The sequence below is a fragment of the Erythrobacter sp. genome, assembly GCF_030066995.1.
In the GTDB taxonomy this organism is placed as follows: Bacteria; Pseudomonadota; Alphaproteobacteria; order Sphingomonadales; family Sphingomonadaceae; genus Erythrobacter.
In genome coordinates this window covers 948,919-967,606 of record NZ_JASJAP010000001.1, presented here as the reverse complement: position 1 = coordinate 967,606, position 18,688 = coordinate 948,919, and the positions used below count along the sequence as shown (strand labels likewise).

Sequence of the window (18,688 nt, the reverse complement as noted above, 5' to 3'; positions counted from 1 at the left end):
CAATTCCTCGCCGCTCTTGCAATAGGGGCGACTCTAAGCGGATTCCGCGTCGAGCCGTGCAAGAGCCTCATCCCGGCCCAAAAGGACCAGAACGTCAAAAATTCCGGGCGATGTTGTCGTCCCAGTGAGTGCGGCGCGCATAGGTTGCGCCAGCTTGCCGAGGCCCAATCCCTGTGCTTCGGCCAGCGCCTTCGTAGTGGCTTCGAGAGTCTCGATTGTCCAGACCTTTTCCTTCGCGAGTGCAGCAGAAACAAGGGCAAGGCGAGCGCGTCCCTCTTCATCCAGCAGTTTGGCGGCCTTGTCGCTCATTTCAAGCGGACGGGTCTTGAACAGAAACTGCGCGGTTTCAGCGAGTTCATTGAGGTTCTTCGCGCGCGGCTTCAAGACTGGCATCGCTTCCAGCAGAAGGGATGCGTCCGCGCCATCGGCAAGCCGCGGAAGGACCTGTTCGACCAATGTCTGATCATCGGATTCACGGATGTAGTAACCGTTGAGGCTTTCCAGCTTCTTCAGATCGAAGCGCGAAGGGCTTTTCCCGACACCAGACAGGTCGAACAGTTCAACCGCCTCGGCGCGCGTGATTTCCTCACGATCGCCATGCCCCCAACCAAGGCGCAAGAGATAGTTGAACAGGGCATCGGACACGATCCCCATCTCGTCGCGATACGCCTCAACCCCAAGCGATCCGTGCCGCTTGGAAAGCTTTGCTCCGTCGGCCCCGTGGATCAGCGGGATATGTGCGTAAACGGGATCAGGCCAACCGCCTTCCACAGCGTCCATGGCGCGATAGATCGGCAGCTGGCGAAAGGCGTTGTTCAGGTGGTCATCGCCGCGGATCACATGCGTGACGCCCATGTCGTGATCGTCGACCACGACCGCGAGCATATAGGTGGGAGAGCCATCGGCGCGCAGGATGATGTAATCATCGATCTCCGCGTTTGCGACGGACACTTTGCCCTGAACCTCATCGACGATGGTGGTTTCGCCCTCAAGCGGCGTCTTCAGCCGGATCGTGTAGGATGCGCCTTCCGGCGCTTCGCTCGGATCGCGGTCGCGCCAACGGCCATCATAGCGCATGGGTTGCTTGTTGGCGCGTTGTTCGGCTCGCATCGCCTCGAGCTCCTCAGGCGTTGCGAAACACTTATAGGCGTGTCCGGCTTCAAGAAGCGTGTGGGCGACTTCGGCGTGACGATCGGCGCGCTGCGACTGAAAGACCGGCTCTTCGTCGTAGTCGAGGCCGAGCCAATCCAGCCCCTCGAGAATAGCGTCGATCGCTTCCTGCGTGGACCGCTTCTTGTCCGTGTCCTCGATCCGCAGCAGCGCCTTGCCTTCGTTATGACGCGCGTAAAGCCAGTTGAAAAGCGCGGTGCGCGCGCCGCCAATGTGGAGGAACCCGGTGGGAGATGGAGCAAACCGGGTGACGACTTCGCTTGCCATAGACTTGTATTTCCTATTCAATTGATGTCGCGCATCGCCGCGCCCGGAACCGGGCTTTAGACTGGGGGGTCAATGGCCGACACGCCGATCATTCCCATGGGGGACGATCCGGAAAGCAGCGCCGCTGCCACGGGATTCGACCCGAACAGCTCCGCGAGGAGCCAAGCCCAGCGCCTGTGGCAAAGGGATGGCGGATTGTCCAGCGCTGCCCGAAGCCTCGGCGACCGGGCTGAGGCGTTCTTGGCAGGCGCGGGATTTGACCGGGCGCCATGGCTTGCGGTGATGTTTGCGGGCGGCATTCTCAGCTGGTTTGCGCTCAAGAGCCCGTGGCAATGGACAAGCGCGATCGGATTGAGCGCGCTGACGGCTCTGGCTGCGCTCGCTCTTTGGCCGCCGGGGAGCGCGGCGGACACTGAACGTGGCCATTTCCGCCGAGCCTTGGTGGCTGGCGCGCTGGTGTTTGCGGCGGGTGTTTGCGTGATCTGGGTGCGCTCGGAAATGGTCGGCGCCGAGCCCATCGAACGCCCGATGATTGAACGTGTTCATGGCTATGTTCTGGAGCGCCAGGATCAGCCCAGCGAAGACCGCATTCGCCTGACACTGGCTGTGCGCGACGCGAGCGAAGGGGAGAGCCGCAAGATTCGTGTCAACGTGCCGCTCAGCGAGGTGGAGCGGGTCAACGCCCGATTTGGAACGGGGGACAGCGCCGAAACGCTTAGCGAGGGCGCGCGAGTACGGATGCGCGTACGCCTCATGCCCCCGGCGAGCCCTATGCTGCCGGGTGCCTATGACTTTGCCCGCGCGGCGTGGTTCAAGGGGCTCGCGGCCACCGGCAGCCTGCTCGGCGAGATCGAGGATGTCCAGCCCTCCACACACGCCCAACCGATCGCTCACCTGCAGCGCGCGCTCTCGGCGCATGTGCGCGAGCGGCTTGACGGATCTCCCGGCACGATCGCTGCCGCGTTTGCCAGCGGAGACCGCGGCGCGATCACCGAGGCTGACGCCGATGCCATGCGCGATGCGGGGCTCACGCATCTTCTGGCGATCAGCGGCCTGCATGTGAGCGCTGTGATTGCGGCCGCTTACTTCGTCGTCCTGAAACTTCTCGCTCTGATTCCAGCTGTCGCGCTGCGCGTGCGGCTTCCCATCTTGGCCGCGGCCGTGGGGGCTTTGGCGGGTATTGGCTACACGCTGTTGACCGGCGCGCAGGTGCCCACGGTGCGAGCGTGCGTCGCGGCGCTTCTGGTTCTGGGAGCGCTGGTGCTCGGGCGAGAGGCTCTGTCGCTGCGCATGGTCGCGATGGCAGCGATCGTGGTGCTGTTGGTGTGGCCCGAAAGCCTTGTCGGCCCGAGCTTTCAGATGAGCTTCAGCGCGGTGCTCGCGATTGTGGCGCTGCACACATCGCCGCTGGTCCGCGAATTCCTTAAGGCGCGCGAGGAGCCCTGGGCCAGGCGCATGGGGCGCTGGGTTTTCATGCTCTTTGTCACGGGGCTGGTCATCGAAATTGCGCTTATGCCGATTGTGCTGTTCCACTTCCACCGCGCCGGCGTTTACGGAGCGTTGGCGAATGTGGTCGCGATCCCCCTTGTAACCTTTGTCTCGATGCCCCTGATAGCCCTCGCTCTGGCGCTTGACACTATCGGTCTCGGCGCGCCCGTTTGGTGGTGCGTGGGAGTTTCGCTCGACGCGCTGCTGGGCATCGCGCGCTTCACATCCGCGCAGCCGGGCGCGGTCAAGCTGATGCCGCAGATGGGCGGGGCGACCATCGCGTTGTTCGCGCTCGGCGGCTTGTGGATCGCCTTGTGGACCTCCCGCGCGCGCTGGCTTGGTCTGGTACCTGTGGCCTTGGCGAGCGTCATGCTGGTGTTTACTCCCATTCCCGACGTTCTGATCGGGCGCGAGGGACGCCATGTTGGCATCACCCTTGGCGATGGGCGTCTGCTTTCCTTGCGCGACACACGGTCGAGCTACGCGCGCGACAACCTCCTGGAGCTCGCAAGCGTGACGGCTGAGCCGATACCGCTGGCGCAGTGGGAAGGCGCGCAGTGCTCGCGCGAGTTCTGCCTGATCTCCCTGATGCGCGGCGGGCGCAAGTGGACGCTGCTGATGGCTCGCAACAGCGACCTGATCGAAGAGCGCGCGCTGGCGGCGGCGTGCGAGCTCTCCGACATTGTCGTGGCCGCACGCTACCTTCCAAGGTCGTGCCGCCCGCGCTGGCTTCGCGCCGACAAGCGCTACCTCAAGCGTCACGGCGGCCTGGCTCTCGACCTTGAACGAGGGACCATCACCGACGTGGCGAGCGGGCAGGGCGACCATGGCTGGTGGCGCGGTTCCACGCGCTAGAACGCGCGCGAGCAGCGCCCCTGGCCCGCCATGGAAGGCCAGACAGCGCCACTCCGGCCCGCTTAGTGGTAGCGGCGCAAAAGCCCGGCAAGCTTGCCTTGCACCTGGACTTCGCCGGGCCGGTACACCTGCGCGTCATAGGCCGCGTTGGCCGGATCGAGCCGGATCGAGCCGCCATCCTTGTGCAGGTATTTGAGCGTGGCTTCCTCACCATGCACCAGCGCCACGACGATCTCGCCATCGCGCGCGCTGTCCGTGCGGCGCACCAGCGCAAAATCACCGTCGAAGATGCCAGCCTCGATCATCGAGTCGCCGGAGACCTCCAGCGCGTAGTGCTCACCAGGGCCGAGCAGGGCGGCCGGAACGGGCAGCGAAGTCTGCCCTTCAAGCGCCTCGATCGGTGCCCCTGCTGCAATGCGCCCATGCAGGGGTATCTCAATGACATCATTGGCCGGTTCGGGAACCGGCGGCGCGGAATTGGGCGCCGCGCCCAGGCTCGTAACCGTGTCGCTGACGCCGGGCATGACGGCTTGAGCGCGCGGAGCGGGCGTCGCATCCTCGGGTTGCTTGATCACTTCCAGAGCGCGCGCGCGGTTGGGCAAGCGGCGGATGAAGCCACGCTCTTCAAGCGCCGAAATCAGGCGATGCACGCCCGATTTGCTCTTGAGGTCGAGCGCTTCCTTCATTTCTTCAAAACTCGGGGAAATGCCGGTTTCTTCCAGGCGCTGCTGGATGAAGCGGATCAGTTCGTGCTGCTTGGCGGTCAGCATTGCGATAATCTCCCTTATTCGCAGATCGCTGCCACGCGAAAGGGACGCGTGCGCAGCTGCCAGTCGAGCGCGCCGGGAAGAGGCACACCTCGCCCTTGCGCGAATGAGTGCTTTGTCAGCGCTGCCGCTCACCAATAAGGTGAACGAATGCGGAACAAGTAGGCAACCGAGGAGAACAAGTCAAGCGGCCCGATGCCGCAAAGGCCCGCAATTCAGCCATTCTGGAGGTTGTACACAGGCACGCGCTCCCCGGCGCGAACCGGATCGGCACCTGCGGGGCGGTCAATCAGGCAATTGGCCCGCGCCAAAGCCATCAGCGCGCTTGAGTCCTGGGAGCCGGCCAGATGGACCGTCTCGCCATCGCTGACACCGCGCAGGAACTCGCGGCGGGAGCCGGTCGCGGGAAGGTCTTCAGCCGCTATGCGAGTGGACGGTTTGGGCAAGGGGTCAGCCGCGCCCATCGCCGCGCGCACCAGCGGCAGCGCAAACAGGAACGCCGTGACGAAGCTCGACACCGGATTGCCGGGAAGCCCGAGGATGACCTGATCCCCCCAATCGTGCCTTTTCGTCGCCACCATCAAGGGCTTGCCCGGCTTGATCGCGACCTTCCAGAAGTCGATCTTTGCGCCCCATTCGCGCAAGGCGTCCTGCACAAGGTCGTGATCGCCCACCGACGCGCCGCCTGAGGTGATGAGGATGTGGCAGTTTTCGGCCTGCCTGAGCGCCGTCGCAAGAGCTTGTGGGCCGTCTGGAACCGGGCCGATACGCTCGTCGACCAATCCCACGAGTGGGGCAAGCATCCAGCTTATCATGGCCCCGTTGCTGGCCGGGATCTGGTGCGGCGCGAGCGGCTTGCCAACTGGGACCAACTCATCCCCGCTGTCGAGCACTGCGACCGACGGGCGCATCACGACCGGGACGCTGGTGCGCCCCGCAGCAAGAGCCAGCGCCATGCGAGCTGGCGTTAGCCGCGTTCCCGCTTCGAGCACCCGTTCGCCAACCTCGAAGTCGAAGCCCCTGACACGCACATGGCGGCCGGGCTCCGGTCGCGCCTCTCCCGCAGCGAGCGTCACCAAAGACCCGTCAACCGCTGCGTTCTCCTGGATCAGCACACTTTCCGCGCCCTCAGGCATGAGCGCGCCGGTTGAGATGCGCACGCATTGTCCCGACTGAAGAGAGCCTTCGAAGGGGGCACCAGCGCGCGCTTCACCGATGCGCTTCCACGGGCCTTCACCACTGATCGCATAGCCATCCATCGCCGAAAGGTCGGCGGCGGGTTGGGTGCGATGGGCGTTTACGTCCTTCGCAAGATAGCCGCGCGCTCCCGCCGCTGCATGCGAGAGCCCAAGCCCGCAGCTGTACGTCTCGGGCGCGAGCGCCAGCAACTTGGCCTGCGCCTCCTCAAGGCTGAGCATAGCGCTCAAACCCCGTCCGCCTTCCACATGCCCGATTTGCCGCCGCGTTTCTCGATGAGGCGGACCTCTTTGATCACCATGCCTTTGTCGATCGCCTTGGCCATGTCGTAGATGGTGAGCAGGGCGGTGGAGACGGCGACCATGGCTTCCATCTCGACGCCCGTCTTGCCGGTCAGCGAGGCGGTGGCGGTGGCGCGGATCGCCCCAACGCCATCGGTGTGCTCGAAGGCGAAGTCCACCGTGACCGCTTCGAGGCCCAGAGGATGGCACAGCGGGATCAGCTCCCCGGTGCGCTTAGCCGCCATGATGCCCGCAATGCGCGCAGTGCCCAGAACGTCGCCCTTGGGCGCGTCGCCTTCACGGATGGCGGCGAGGGCCTTGGCGCTCATCGTAACGCGTCCGGAGGCAATCGCGACGCGGTGCGTTTGTGCCTTGCCGCTCACATCCACCATGCGCGCCGCGCCGTCGTCGCCGAGATGGGTCAGATCGCTCACGGGCTCAACTCGTCGCAGCTGAAGCACGCCTGGAACACATGGAACACTGTCCAAGCGCAAAAATTGGATCGATCAATCGCTCGGCAATTGATCGAGCGGGTCGATGAATGCGAGAGGCGAACAGCTTTCATACCCGCCTATTGCCACGGCTCGGCCCAGTAGGACAGGCCAGCCATCACCCTTCGAGCAATTCGCGTGTGGCGGCGGTCACATCAGCGGCGCGCATCAGGCTCTCGCCCACCAGGAAGGCGCGAACGCCCGCGTCCGACAGGCGCGCAAGGTCTGCATGCGAGTTGATGCCGCTTTCGCCCACAACAAGAGCCTCGTCAGGCACAAGTTTTGCGAGCCGCTCGGTGGTTTCCAGCGAGGTGGTGAAGGTTTTCAGGTCGCGGTTGTTCACCCCGATCAACCGGGAGCGAAGCGTCGCAAGCGCGCGTTCCAGTTCGGCTTCGTCGTGCACTTCGACAAGGACATCCATCGCCTGCTCGCGCGCGGCGGCTTCGATTTCCACCATCTGCGCATCGCTCAACGCGGCCACGATGATGAGGATTGCGTCCGCGCCGAGCGCGCGCGCTTCGAGGCATTGCCAGGGATCGACCATGAAGTCCTTGCGCAGGACGGGAAGCGAGCAGGCCGCGCGCGCTGCGATCAGGTAGTCCTCATGGCCCTGAAAATAGGGCGTATCGGTGAGGACAGAGAGGCACGCGGCGCCCCCGGCTTCGTAAGCGGCGGCGTGCTCGGCGGGGTGGAAGTCCTCGCGGATGAGGCCCTTGGAGGGGCTGGCGCGCTTGATTTCGGCGATGAGAGCAAAGCGCGTCGCGGCGGTCTTGCGCAACGCGGCCTCGAACCCGCGCGGCGCCGATTGCTCGCGTGCTGTCGCTTCAAGCTGCGACACCGTGCGCTGGGCCTTGCGGTCGGCGACTTCGTTGCGCTTGTTGGCGCAAATTTCCTCGAGCTTGTTCATGGCCTCAGGCCGCCAACTCGATCCAGCGCGCCAGCAGATCGCGCGCGCGTCCGCTGTCGAGCGCTTCGGCGGCGAGGGCTACGCCTGCGGGCCAGTCTTCGCCCTTGCCCGCCACGCTCAGCGCGCCGGCGGCGTTGAACAGGACCGCGTCGCGATAGGCTCCCCTTTCGCCTTCGAGCAGCCTTTTGAGCGCGGCGGCGTTATACGCCGCGTCATCGCCGCGGATCGCATCGATGGGCGCGTTTGGAAGCCCCGCGTCCGCCGGGTCGAGGCGTTGCATGGCAAAGCTGTTGCCGGTGACGACCGCAACCTCGCTGCCGCCCGCAAGGCTGAGTTCGTCCAGCCCCTCATCGCCCGAGACAATAAGCGAGCGGCCCGTGCCCAGCTTCGCCAGCGCGCCTGCGTAAATCGGCACATAGGCGGGCCGGGCGATGCCGATAAGCTGGCTTGTCACACCAGCCGGGTTCGACAGCGGGCCCATCAGATTGAAGATCGTGCGCTTGCCGATTTTCTTGCGAATGGGCTGGATGCGCCCCATTGCGGGGTGGTGGTTCCTGGCGAAGAGGAAGCAAATGCCGATTTCGGCGAGCGTCTTTTCCGCCGTGCGCCCGGCGGCGTCCATGTCGAGGCCGAGCGCCTCCAGCGTGTCCGCCGCGCCCGCCTTGGACGACGCGGCGCGGTTTCCGTGCTTCGCGACCGGCACGCCGCAGGCCGCGACCACCAGACTGACCGCGGTCGAGACGTTGAGCGTGTGATGCCCGTCGCCGCCAGTGCCGCAGACATCGATGGCGCCCTTGGGGGCCTTTATGGGGATCAGCCGGGCTCTGAGCGCGCGCGCCGCGCCTGCGATTTCGTTCGCGGTTTCGCCGCGGGTCGAGAGCGCGACCAGGAATTGCTCGATTTCCGCCTCGCTCGGCGCGCCGTCGAGCAGGGTGCCAAAGGCGGTCTCCGCTTCGGTTTCGGTCAGCGGCTTGGCAATGTCGGGAAGCGAGCTCACGCCGAGGCCTCCACGATACGGTGGTCCGGCAAAGACGCCTCGATCCCGCACTCGGAAAGGAAGTTGGCGAGCAGAGCATGGCCGTGCTCGGTCGCGATGCTCTCCGGGTGGAACTGCACGCCGTGGATCGGCAGCGTTTCGTGGCGGAAACCCATGACGCTGACCTCGGCCAGCCCGGGCGTCGCCGCGTGCGCGTTCGCGACCAGGCTGGCGGGCGCATCGACCACTTCGAGGCTGTGATAGCGCGTTGCGGTAAAGGGCGAGGGCAGGCCCTTGAACACGCCCGATCCGTCATGGGTTACGGGCGAGGTTTTGCCGTGCATCAGCCCCCCGCGCGTCACTGTGCCACCAAAATGCTGCCCGATCGACTGGTGGCCAAGGCACACGCCCAGAAGCGGACGCTCCGCGTCGGCGCAGGCAGCGACCAGATCGAGGCTGATGCCCGCTTCGTTCGGCGTGCACGGTCCCGGCGAGATGAGGAAACCGGCCACATTGGTACGGATCGCCTCCGCCGCGCTAAGCGCGTCATTGCGCTCGACGCGAACCTCGACGCCCAGCTCCATCAGGTAGTGGACCAGATTGAAGGTGAAGCTGTCGTAATTGTCGATGACGAGAATGGTGGGCGCGCTCACGCGGTTGCTCCTGCAAAATGATCGGTGGCCCGAACGAGCCCATCGACGATGCCCGGCTCGCCGGCCGAGTGCCCGGCGTCATCGACCATCCACAACTCGCCCTTGGGCCAGGCCTTTTTCAGCGCCCACGCGGACGATGGCGGCGTGCAGATGTCGTGGCGGCCCTGCACGATGATGCCGGGAATATCCGCAATACGATCGGCGTTGGTCAGCAGCTGGCCTTCCTCGAGGAAGAAGTCTTCGAGGAAGAAGCGGGCGCAGATGCGGGCGAAGGGCACCGCTTTGGACGGGTCGGCGAACTCTTCCATCAGACCGGGATTGGGCAGCAGTGTCGCCACCGTGCCCTCCCACAAGGACCATTGCCGGGCCGCTTCGAGCCGCGTCGTCTCGTCCTCGCTGGTCAGGCGCGTGTAATAGGCCTTGACCAGATCGCCGCGCTCTTCGGCGGGGATGAGTCCTGAAAATTCGTCCCATTGCTCGGACATGATTTCGCTCGCCCCGTAGGAGTAGAGCCACGTCTTTTCGCGCGCGCGGGCGAGGAAGACGCCGCGCAGGATCAATTCGCTCACCCGCTCGGGATGTTCCTGCGCGTAAGCGAGCGCGAGGGTGGAGCCCCAGCTGCCGCCGAAGACCTGCCAGCGATCAAACCCGCAATGAACCCGCAGGCGCTCCATGTCCGCGACGATCCGCCATGTGTCGTTGTTTTCGATCTCGGCGAAGGGAAGCGACTTTCCGCACCCGCGCTGATCGAACAGCACGACATCGTAGCGTTGCGGGTTCCATTGGCGCCGGTGCGAAGGGCTCATCCCGCCGCCCGGACCGCCATGCAGGAAGACGGCGGGTTTGGCGCCGGGCGTGCCCACGCGCTCATAATACAGCGAATGGCCTTCGCCCACGTCGAGCATACCGCTCTCATAGGGTTCGATCTCGGGGTAGAGCGTGCGGCGGTTCGTCATGGGGTGGCCTTCCGGGTCACGACAAGGATCGGGCCGGTCCGCCCTTCATCCATCCGGCCAGTCGCCGGGTTCCACAAGGAGGATGAGTTGGCGTCCAGAAACAGAGCGTTCGGCACGCTCAACTCGTCGCGGAAATAGCGCGCCAACTGGCCATAGCTGATCGGCGCGTTCGAGATCACGAAATGCGCCTTGCCTTCCTCATCCACGCCCACCGCGTTGCGGATCGCGCGCGAATTGCCGTTCTCGCCGATCGCGGCGCCAAGCTCGCCGTCAACAAGCAACATCGGGCCGGACTGCGTGCCGAACTGCGGACGATCGCGCACCGTGCTGAAGAACGCGGTGGTCGTCAGAATGCGCCAACGCGCGCCGCTGCCGAAGAAAACGCCGTTAGGCTTGAGATAGAAGTTCGCCTCGCCCGATCCGCGATCAAGGGTCGAAAGGCGCTCGCCCGCTGTCACCAGATAGCCGCGCGGCGACAGGTCGTCGGTGAACGCGCCGCCGTTTGTCGCAAAGGCGATTGTAGTGGGATCGACACTCGCCGCGTAAGCGCTCAGCGAACCGTATGGGGCGGCCTGCGCGCTGGGGCGATAGACCGCGCTGATCGTGTGGCTTTCCGGATCGGCGATACAGTGTGTGAGCGAGATCGTTTCGAAGGTGGCCGGTGCGCACACCGATGCAAACGGAGAAGATGCGGCCGCAAGCTCGGCCTCATTGGCAGGCACCGGAAGGATCTCTCCCTCTTCGTCGCTGAGATCGACGGTGACGACAGGCTGGCCCGCGGGCGCCTCTTTGCAGGAAATCAACAGCGCGAGCGGCGCGAGGAACAGCAGCGTCATTACTCTCATTGTCCGAACCCCGGTTCGCTGGCGCGGCGCACCGCTTCGCTCGCCGCCGCGATCAGCGCGCCCGCTTTCGCGCGGCATTCGGCAAGCTCGTAATCCGGATCGCTGTCGGCGACTATTCCCGCGCCCGCCTGAACGTGCATCACCTCATCCTTTACCACAGCCGTGCGCAGGACAATGCAGCTATCGACCGAGCCGTCCGGCGCAAAATAGCCGACCCCGCCCGCATAGGCGCCCCGCGTCTCCGGTTCGAGTTCGGCGATGATCTCGCAGGCCCGGATCTTTGGCGCGCCCGAAACGGTTCCGGCCGGAAACCCGGCGAACAGCGCGTCCAGAGCGTCGCGGCCCTGTGCCAGCGATCCGACCACATTGCTGACGATGTGCATGACGTGGCTGTAGCGTTCGATACCGAAGCTGTCTGTGACGCTCACGCTCCCGCGCTCGGCGACGCGTCCGACATCGTTGCGACCCAGGTCAAGCAGCATCAGGTGTTCGGCGCGTTCCTTCGGGTCGGCGAGCAGGCTGGCCTCGTTCGCGTCGTCCTCGGCCCGCGTCGCGCCTCGCGGACGGGTCCCGGCAATCGGGCGGATGGTGACTTCACCGTTTCGCACGCGCACCAGGATTTCCGGGCTTGAGCCGACGATCGCGAAGCCGGGCAAGTCGAGGAAATAGAGGAAGGGCGAAGGGTTCACGCGCCGCAAGGCGCGGTAGAGTTCCAGCGGCGGGAGGGTAAAGGGACAGGTGAAACGCTGGGCCAGCACGACCTGAAAGATGTCGCCTGCGACGATATAGTCCTTCGCGCGCGCGACCATCGCCTTGTATTCTTCTCCGGCCATCACCGGCGTAAGCTCTGGCTCATCCTCTCCGTTCGCCGCGCGCGGTTCGGGCGGGGCGGGGGTGGTGAGCGTGCGCAGGGCCTCGTCGATCCTCTCCCCGGCCCGGTCGATGGCGGGACCGGGATCGCGCCTGACCTCCTCGCCCGGCCACAAGGGCGCTACGCAGTAGAGTTCATCGGTCAGACCATCGAAAACAAGGATGAGGGTCGGTCGAACAAACAGCATATCCGGGAGCGCGAGAACGCTGGGTTCGGCGCGCGGCAGAGTTTCGACCAGTCCGATCGTTTCGTAGCCGAAATAGCCAACCAGACACGCAAGCGCCGATGGCAGGGCATTGGGCACGTCGATCCGGCACGCATCCGCCAGTGCACGAAGCTCGCTGAGCGCGCCGTCTTTGCAGGGCTCGAACGCGTCTCGATCCCGGCGCCAGCGGGCGTTGATTTCGGCGCGGCCTTCGTGCGCGCGAAACACGAGATCGGGGTCGAGCCCCAGCAGGCTGTACCTCCCGCGCACTTCCCCGCCTTCAACCGATTCCAGCAGAAAGTCTCCGCGTCCCGGTGCAATCAGCCGCCGCGCCGCCCCCACCGGCGTGTCGCTGTCCGCGATGACCCGGCGCCACACCAGCGCGGGCTTTCCCTGCGCCAAAGCGCGCGCCGCGGCCTCGGCGTTGCTGGGCGCATCAGCGCGAAAGGGAAACGGCGGGGCGGGGGACGTCACAGGCGGTCGGGTCGAAATGGAAAGATATCGGCGAACGCGGCGCGCTAGCTTTCGCCGCCGGCCAGTTGCGCGCGCACCTCTTCAAGCGCGCTTTCGTTGGTCTCGACGCCAACGCTTTCGCGCATCGCCTTGCTCAGCTGATCGGAGTATTCCGCGCTTAGGGTCTGTACGAACTCCTGGGAGAGGCCTGCCAGAATCGGGCTGCCAGGCTCGACATCGTCGCTCGTGATCTCGTCGAGAGTGACAATGATCCACCCTTGATTGCCCGGCGCTTCGAGCAGCTTGGTGGTGCCCTCGGCCATGCTGAACATCAGCGCGAGCGCCGGGGGTACGGGACCGCGCGCGCTCAGCTGTTGAAGTTCGGGCCGACCCAGCGTGACATCGTCGGGCGCGGGCAGCGGCTTGTCTTCCTCGCCAAGAGCAGCGGTGAGAGATGTATCATTGCGGACCCGGTCCACCACGCGCTGCGCTGTCTGTCGTGCGATCTTGCTGGCCTCGGCGAGGCCATAGTCTCGCGCGATGCGGTCTCTGATCTCGGCGAGCGGCGGCGCAGCGGATTCGGTGATGGAAGTGACGTCGTAGACGAGAAACTGCGAACCGGGCACTAGCACGTCGAGTTGGGGCTGGCTTTCATCGAGGCTGAAAGCGGTATCAAGGATCGGGCGCAGCGCCGGGTTGGGCGCGGTGGTCGGATCGCCAAAGACCCGGCCATCGGCAAGCAGGGGCGGGCTTTCATCGAGAGTAAGGTCAAACGCATCGGCGATCTCGGTGAGCGAGGTTCCCTGGTCCACCTCGGCTTCGATCCGCGCGGACAGATCGCCCAGCGCGGCGGCGCGTTTCTCCTGGGTGAGGGCTTGCGTGATCTCGTCCCTGACCTCGTCGAGCGAGCGCGCAGGCGTGTTGGTGATTTTATCGACCCGGGCGATCACATAGCCAAGCGTGCTTTGCGCCGGTTCCGCGACCTCGCCCTGTCCGGCGGCGAACACGGCCTGAGCGGCGGCGAAACTGACGCTCGATGCGTATTGCTCCCGATCCCGGTCGAGCGCCTGCGTTGTGTTGAACCCGGCGTCGCGCGCGGCGGCTTCTAGGCTCTTGCCCGCCCGGATCTGTTCGACGATTGCCTTCGCGCCCTCTTCGGTCGGGACGGTGAAAGAGGTCACGTCGCGGGCCTCGCGCGCGGCGTACTGGTCCTCGTTTTCCTTGTACCGCGCCGCGATTTCCGCCTCGCTGGGCGTCACGTCGTCCGTCAGATTGTCGGTGTTGAACACCGCAAAGCGCAGCGTTCGCCGCTCGGGCAGGATGTAATCGGTGCGGTTGGCGATGTAATAGGCTTCCAGCGCGGCGGCGTCCGGTTCGTCTTCGGTCGTGTAAAGCGCGCTAGGGATCAGGGCGATAGCGCCGCTGCGGCGCTCGAGAAACAGCGAAGCGTAGCGGCGCGTGACCTTGTCCGGCATACGCGGCGCGACGATTGCGGGCAGCAGCATTTGCTGGGCCAGAAGCCCATCGGACAGGTCGCGGCGCAGCGTCGCGTCCGATATGCGTTGGTCCGCGAGCGCCTGCTGATAAACCTGTTGATCAAATTCGCCGCTAACGCCGCGAAACGCTCCGATCTGGAGGATCTCGCTGTTCACAAGGTTTTCGCCCGCGCGAAGGCCCGCATCCTCGGCGAAGGCGGCGATCGCCAGCCGGTCGATCATTTGCGAGAGAACTTCGTCGAGGCCACCCTCGGCGATGAAGGTCGGCATGGTGAGGGTCGGGTTCTCGCGCCGAACGCTGCGCAGCGTCGATTGCGCCGTCTCGACAAGCTCTGCGTTGGTGACGGCGTCGTCGCCCACCAGCGCGACGCGCTCGCCCCGCGCAAGGCCGCCAAACGTGTTGCCGGTTATATCCGCTCCAGCAAATGCGAGCGCGACAAGCGCCAGAAACCCAAGGAAAAAGGCCATTCCGATCTTGGATTGGAAGAACTTGCGAAAGGAAGTGATCATGCGCGTGACGTATCCGGAAGGTTGGGCCTCACCTGTCCGCGACCAGACGGCCCGGATCAAGGCGTTTGCGACGCGCTCTATCCGCCCTGAGACCTCGCGGCAACAGGTGTGCGCAGGTTTTGACTGACGGCCCTTGGTCGTCTAGCGGACGCGGCCCCTCCAGCGTAACGACGCTCCAGATTCGCACACGACACAACACGCACACAACAAAACACAGCGCAGGACACCTTATGGCTGATCGGCCCTTCATCGTTGGAAACTGGAAGATGCACGGCACGCGCGCCATGCTCTCCGAAGCGCGCGCGATTGACCGCGCGGCCCAACGGCACATGAAAGTGGAGGTGGCGATCGCGCCGCCCTATACTCTGATCCATCCGATCCACCGCGAGGCGGGCCAGATCGGCGTTGGCGCGCAAAACTGCCACTTTGCCGATGAAGGCGCGCATACGGGGGATATCTCAGCCTCGATGATCGCGGATGCGGGCGCGAAATTCGTCATTCTGGGCCACAGCGAGCGCCGCGAAGGCCACGGCGAAACCAGCGAGATTGTCAAGGCCAAGGTGGAGGCTGCGCTCAAGGCGGGCCTGCGGGTCATCCTGTGCTGCGGAGAGACAGAGGCGACCCGCGACGCGGGCAACGCGGTACCGTATGTGAAGGACCAGATAACCGCCTCCTTGCCCAAGGTTGACAAGGCGGGCGACCAGTTGACCATTGCCTACGAACCGATCTGGGCGATCGGCACCGGCAAGACCGCGACGAGCGCCGACATTCAGGAGATGCACGCGGAAATTCGCAGTCTGCTGGTCGAGCTCTTCGGCGCAGAGGAGGGCGCGGGTGTGCGCATTTTGTACGGCGGATCGGTCAAACCGGAAAACGCCGCGCAAATCCTGGGCCTGCCCGAAGTCGGCGGCGCGCTTGTGGGCGGTGCGAGCCTCACGGCGGACAGCTTCATGAGCATCGCGCTTGCCGCCGAATCGAGCGAGGCGTAAGGCGCGCCTCGCGCTTGCGAAATCGGCGCGCACTTCCTAAATGCGCGCGCATTGAAACCCAATTTCAGAGACTAGAAACGCCATGGGCCTGTTCATTTTTCTCACCGTCCTTCAGGGGCTCGTTGCCGCCGCGCTGGTCGGCGTCGTGCTTATGCAGCGATCAGAAGGCGGCGGCCTTGGCATTGGCGGCAGCCCGACGGGCGCACTGGGCGCGCGCGGAGCGGCGGACTTCCTGACGCGCGCGACCAAGTGGCTCGCGGTCGCCTTCGTCGTCCTTTCGATTGCGCTGGCAGCGGCGGCGGTCCAGACGGGGACAACCGACACCGTCACCTCGACGCTCGATCGCGATGTGGAAGCGCAGGCTCCAACGCAGGAGCTGCTTGGCGACCCGCTCGCGCCCACGGATGGGGGCGAAGCGCCCGCCGAAGGCGACGCCAGCGACGATCCTCTGGCTGAATAAGCGTCAGCGCAGCGCCCGCGGAAAGGCGCGCGCGCCAAGCGAGCGCTCCGCTCACCCGTCCCACGCTACTTTGTGGATGGCGCGCGGCAATTCGCTTGCTTCAAGCACCCTCCAACGCTTAAGGCCCAACGCCCATGGCGCGGTACATTTTTATCACCGGCGGCGTGGTTTCCTCGCTCGGCAAAGGTCTCATGGCGGCTAGTCTGGCCGCGCTTCTGCAGGCGCGCGGGTACAAGGTGCGCATCCGCAAGTTCGACCCCTACCTCAACGTCGATCCGGGCACGATGAGCCCGTATCAGCACGGCGAGGTGTATGTGACGGATGACGGGGCGGAGACCGATCTCGACCTTGGCCATTATGAGCGCTTTACAGGCGTTTCGGCGCGCCAGAGCGACAACATCACATCCGGACGGGTCTACCGCGACATCATCGCGCGCGAGAGGCGCGGAGACTATCTGGGCGCCACCGTGCAGGTCATTCCGCACGTGACCGATGCGATCAAGGCCTTTGCCCTGGCCGATCAGGACGATCACGATTTCATCCTGTGCGAGATCGGCGGGACAGTGGGCGACATCGAATCGCTGCCCTTCATGGAAGCGATTCGCCAGATCCGGAACGAACTGGAGCCGTTCCAGACCCTAAGCGTTCACGTGACGCTGGTGCCCTATATTGCCGCCGCTGGCGAGCTCAAGACCAAGCCCACGCAGCACTCGGTACGCGAGCTGGCAAGTCTGGGGATCAAGCCCGACGTGCTTTTGTGCCGCGCCGAGCACCCGATACCCGATGCGGAACGCCAGAAGATCGCCAATTTCTGCAATGTGCGGCGTGAAGCGGTCATCCCCGCGCTCGATGCGCCTTCGATCTACTCGGTGCCGCTGCAATACCATCGCGAAGGCCTCGACGCCGAGGTGTTGCGCGGCTTCGGGATCACCGACGCGCCGGAGCCCGATCTGGACGCGTGGAACGACGTGACCGATCGCTATTTCAACCCCGAAGGCGAGGTTACCATAGGCGTGGTGGGCAAATATGTTGGCCTTCCGGACGCTTACAAGAGCCTCAACGAAGCGCTGGTCCATGGCGGGCTTGCCAACCGGGTGAAGGTCAACATCAAATGGATCGACGCCGAGATATTCGAAGGTGGTGATGAGGAAATCACCGCGCGCCTTGAGCCCATGCACGGCATTCTGGTGCCCGGCGGGTTCGGCGAGCGCGGGAGCGAGGGCAAGATCGCCAGCGTGCGGTTTGCCCGCGAGCGCAAGGTGCCGTTCTTCGGTATCTGCCTTGGCATGCAGATGGCCTGTATCGAAGGCGCGCGCGCGGCCGGATTTGCCCACGCATCCTCGACCGAATTCGGCGAAACCGATGAACCCGTCGTCGGCATCATCACCGAATGGATGAGCGAGGAAGGTCTTCAAAGCCGCAAGCAGGGCGGCGATCTGGGCGGCACGATGCGCCTTGGGGCCTACGAAGCAAAGCTCGCCCGTAACAGCCACAGCTCGGCCATATATGGCGGCGCCGACGTGATCTCGGAGCGGCACCGTCACCGCTATGAGGTGAACAGCGCCTACATCGATCCGCTGGAGAAGCAGGGTCTGGTCTTTGCCGGGATGTCGCCCGATGGCCTTCTGCCCGAGATTGTGGAACGGCCCGATCATCCCTGGTTCGTCGGCGTCCAGTTCCACCCCGAGCTCAAATCGAAGCCGTTCGATCCGCATCCCTTGTTCGCGGGATTCATCGCTGCGGCGCTGGAGCAATCGCGCCTGGTGTGATTTTTTCCTGCGACCGCGATCCGGTCGGTTTTCAGGCGCCATTGCCAGCCAAGCCACTGATATGACACGGGCTTTGGGCCTCCTGGCCACCCGATCGAGGAAATTGCGACAAATCAACGTCCTGTCGCGTTTTTACAAGCTCTGAAATTTGCACTTGCCAGCAGCCGGATATCGGTCCTACCCCGTCACAGACCTTTAGGTTTTCTAAAGGGGACGGGGGTGCAGACCGTCACAATGAGTTTGCAGCGCGTAACTCGGGAGGGTCTTGCGATCCTTGCGCTTTGACAAGCTCGCGTAAGAGCGGAGCGTCTTCTGCGACCCGGACGCTCGGTTCTGATCGAGGCGGCTCTATGTCGCGGGGGCGGATCCATCGGGTCCGCCTCCACCGCCTCAGGGCGCTTTCTGATTTTTCGCGCATGAAGCGCACGAAAAAGGCGGCCCCGCCAGACGAGGCCGCCTTCGTTACGTATGGTCGGTTTGGCGGATCAGGCCGCGTTAGCCGCGCCCGTATCGGATGCGCTATCGGTGTCGCCGTTTGTTTCGACCGCCTTAAGCGTCGAGGATCCGACCGCGATCTTCTTGGGCTTCATCGCGTCGGGCACTTCGCGCACCAGATCGATGATCAACAGCCCGTCAGCCAAGTCGGCGCGCTCGACCCGCACGAAATCGGCGAGCTCAAAACGGCGCTCAAAACCGCGATTGGCGATGCCGACATGCAGCATCTGCGAACCGTCATCGACCTCGTCGCGCTTCTTGCCCTGCACGGTCAGCAGGTTCTGCTGCGCGGTGATGTCGATATCCTGCGGACGAAAACCAGCGACCGCGAGAGTGATGCGGTAATTGTCCTCGCCCTGGCGCGCGATGTTGAAGGGGGGATAATTGTCGCCGGATTGCGAGCGAGCCTGGCTTTCGAGCAAGTCGAACAGGCGATCAAAGCCCACGGTCGAACGGCGATAGGGGGTAAAATCAAGACGTGACATAGTTTCAAATCCTCGTGTTTGAGCAATTTGGTTTGCGTGACCCGGCCTGCCTGACGCAGCGTCGGGGTGTTTGCCGCCTTTTGCGCTTCCCGATGACTGGCG

The 18,688-nt window shown here is 64.6% G+C and carries 16 protein-coding genes; 4 read left to right on the top strand and 12 right to left on the bottom strand.

What is annotated here, in order from left to right; translation table 11 throughout:
- Nucleotides 1–33: 33 nt before the first annotated feature.
- The gene (gltX, locus tag QNI87_RS04610) at nucleotides 34–1,437 is read right to left on the bottom strand and encodes a glutamate--tRNA ligase (RefSeq protein ID WP_300594615.1); all 1,404 of its coding nucleotides are present in this window, start codon (nucleotides 1,435–1,437) and stop codon (nucleotides 34–36) included.
- Nucleotides 1,438–1,509: 72 nt separating this feature from the next.
- Between gltX and QNI87_RS04605 the strand changes: the two genes are divergently transcribed.
- A complete protein-coding gene (locus tag QNI87_RS04605; RefSeq protein ID WP_300594612.1) occupies nucleotides 1,510–3,780 on the top strand; it encodes a ComEC/Rec2 family competence protein in 2,271 nt (756 codons plus the stop codon).
- Nucleotides 3,781–3,842: 62 nt separating this feature from the next.
- Here the strand turns inward: QNI87_RS04605 and lexA are convergent, their stop codons facing one another.
- The 10 genes from lexA to QNI87_RS04555 all read right to left on the bottom strand — a co-directional run bounded on the left by lexA (nucleotide 3,843) and on the right by QNI87_RS04555 (nucleotide 14,388).
- Nucleotides 3,843–4,550, bottom strand: coding sequence for a transcriptional repressor LexA (gene lexA / locus QNI87_RS04600; protein WP_300594609.1), 708 nt, complete (start codon nucleotides 4,548–4,550; stop codon nucleotides 3,843–3,845).
- A gap of 212 nt (nucleotides 4,551–4,762) precedes the next feature.
- Nucleotides 4,763–5,965, bottom strand: coding sequence for a molybdopterin molybdotransferase MoeA (locus QNI87_RS04595; protein ID WP_300595311.1), 1,203 nt, complete (start codon nucleotides 5,963–5,965; stop codon nucleotides 4,763–4,765).
- Between the two features lie 5 nt (nucleotides 5,966–5,970).
- Entirely contained in the window at nucleotides 5,971–6,459 is a 489-nt protein-coding gene (moaC, locus tag QNI87_RS04590; protein WP_300594606.1) for a cyclic pyranopterin monophosphate synthase MoaC, read from the bottom strand.
- 175 nt (nucleotides 6,460–6,634) lie between these two features.
- Entirely contained in the window at nucleotides 6,635–7,423 is a 789-nt protein-coding gene (gene trpC / locus QNI87_RS04585) for an indole-3-glycerol phosphate synthase TrpC (protein ID WP_300594602.1), read from the bottom strand.
- A 4-nt stretch (nucleotides 7,424–7,427) separates the two neighbouring features.
- Nucleotides 7,428–8,420, bottom strand: coding sequence for an anthranilate phosphoribosyltransferase (gene trpD, locus QNI87_RS04580; RefSeq protein WP_300594599.1), 993 nt, complete (start codon nucleotides 8,418–8,420; stop codon nucleotides 7,428–7,430).
- Complete coding sequence (locus QNI87_RS04575) at nucleotides 8,417–9,052, bottom strand: aminodeoxychorismate/anthranilate synthase component II (protein ID WP_300594596.1); 636 nt, start codon at nucleotides 9,050–9,052, stop codon at nucleotides 8,417–8,419. Before QNI87_RS04575 ends, trpD begins: the two co-directional genes overlap by 4 nt.
- Complete coding sequence (gene pip, locus QNI87_RS04570; RefSeq protein ID WP_300594594.1) at nucleotides 9,049–10,008, bottom strand: prolyl aminopeptidase; 960 nt, start codon at nucleotides 10,006–10,008, stop codon at nucleotides 9,049–9,051. Before pip ends, QNI87_RS04575 begins: the two co-directional genes overlap by 4 nt.
- A complete protein-coding gene (locus tag QNI87_RS04565) occupies nucleotides 10,005–10,853 on the bottom strand; it encodes a phosphodiester glycosidase family protein (protein WP_300594591.1) in 849 nt (282 codons plus the stop codon). Before QNI87_RS04565 ends, pip begins: the two co-directional genes overlap by 4 nt.
- On the bottom strand, nucleotides 10,850–12,331 hold the full coding sequence (gene trpE, locus QNI87_RS04560) for an anthranilate synthase component I (RefSeq protein WP_366146168.1): 1,482 nt from the start codon (nucleotides 12,329–12,331) through the stop codon (nucleotides 10,850–10,852). The genes QNI87_RS04565 and trpE overlap by 4 nt, the downstream gene beginning before the upstream one ends.
- Before the next feature lie 116 nt (nucleotides 12,332–12,447).
- Nucleotides 12,448–14,388 carry a peptidylprolyl isomerase gene (locus tag QNI87_RS04555; protein ID WP_300594588.1) on the bottom strand — a complete coding sequence of 647 codons (1,941 nt, stop codon included), beginning with the start codon at nucleotides 14,386–14,388 and terminating at the stop codon, nucleotides 12,448–12,450.
- A 230-nt stretch (nucleotides 14,389–14,618) separates the two neighbouring features.
- On the opposite strand from QNI87_RS04555, the gene tpiA reads away from it, so the two are divergent.
- The 3 genes from tpiA to QNI87_RS04540 all read left to right on the top strand — a co-directional run bounded on the left by tpiA (nucleotide 14,619) and on the right by QNI87_RS04540 (nucleotide 17,606).
- On the top strand, nucleotides 14,619–15,377 hold the full coding sequence (gene tpiA / locus QNI87_RS04550; RefSeq protein ID WP_300594585.1) for a triose-phosphate isomerase: 759 nt from the start codon (nucleotides 14,619–14,621) through the stop codon (nucleotides 15,375–15,377).
- A gap of 88 nt (nucleotides 15,378–15,465) precedes the next feature.
- Nucleotides 15,466–15,837: a preprotein translocase subunit SecG gene (secG, locus tag QNI87_RS04545; RefSeq protein ID WP_300595309.1), complete on the top strand. Its 372-nt coding sequence runs from the start codon at nucleotides 15,466–15,468 to the stop codon at nucleotides 15,835–15,837.
- 134 nt (nucleotides 15,838–15,971) lie between these two features.
- Nucleotides 15,972–17,606: a CTP synthase gene (locus QNI87_RS04540; protein WP_300594582.1), complete on the top strand. Its 1,635-nt coding sequence runs from the start codon at nucleotides 15,972–15,974 to the stop codon at nucleotides 17,604–17,606.
- Between the two features lie 485 nt (nucleotides 17,607–18,091).
- Here QNI87_RS04540 and QNI87_RS04535 read toward each other — a convergent pair whose 3' ends face one another.
- On the bottom strand, nucleotides 18,092–18,586 hold the full coding sequence (locus QNI87_RS04535) for an Hsp20 family protein (RefSeq protein WP_300594579.1): 495 nt from the start codon (nucleotides 18,584–18,586) through the stop codon (nucleotides 18,092–18,094).
- Nucleotides 18,587–18,688 lie beyond the last annotated feature (102 nt).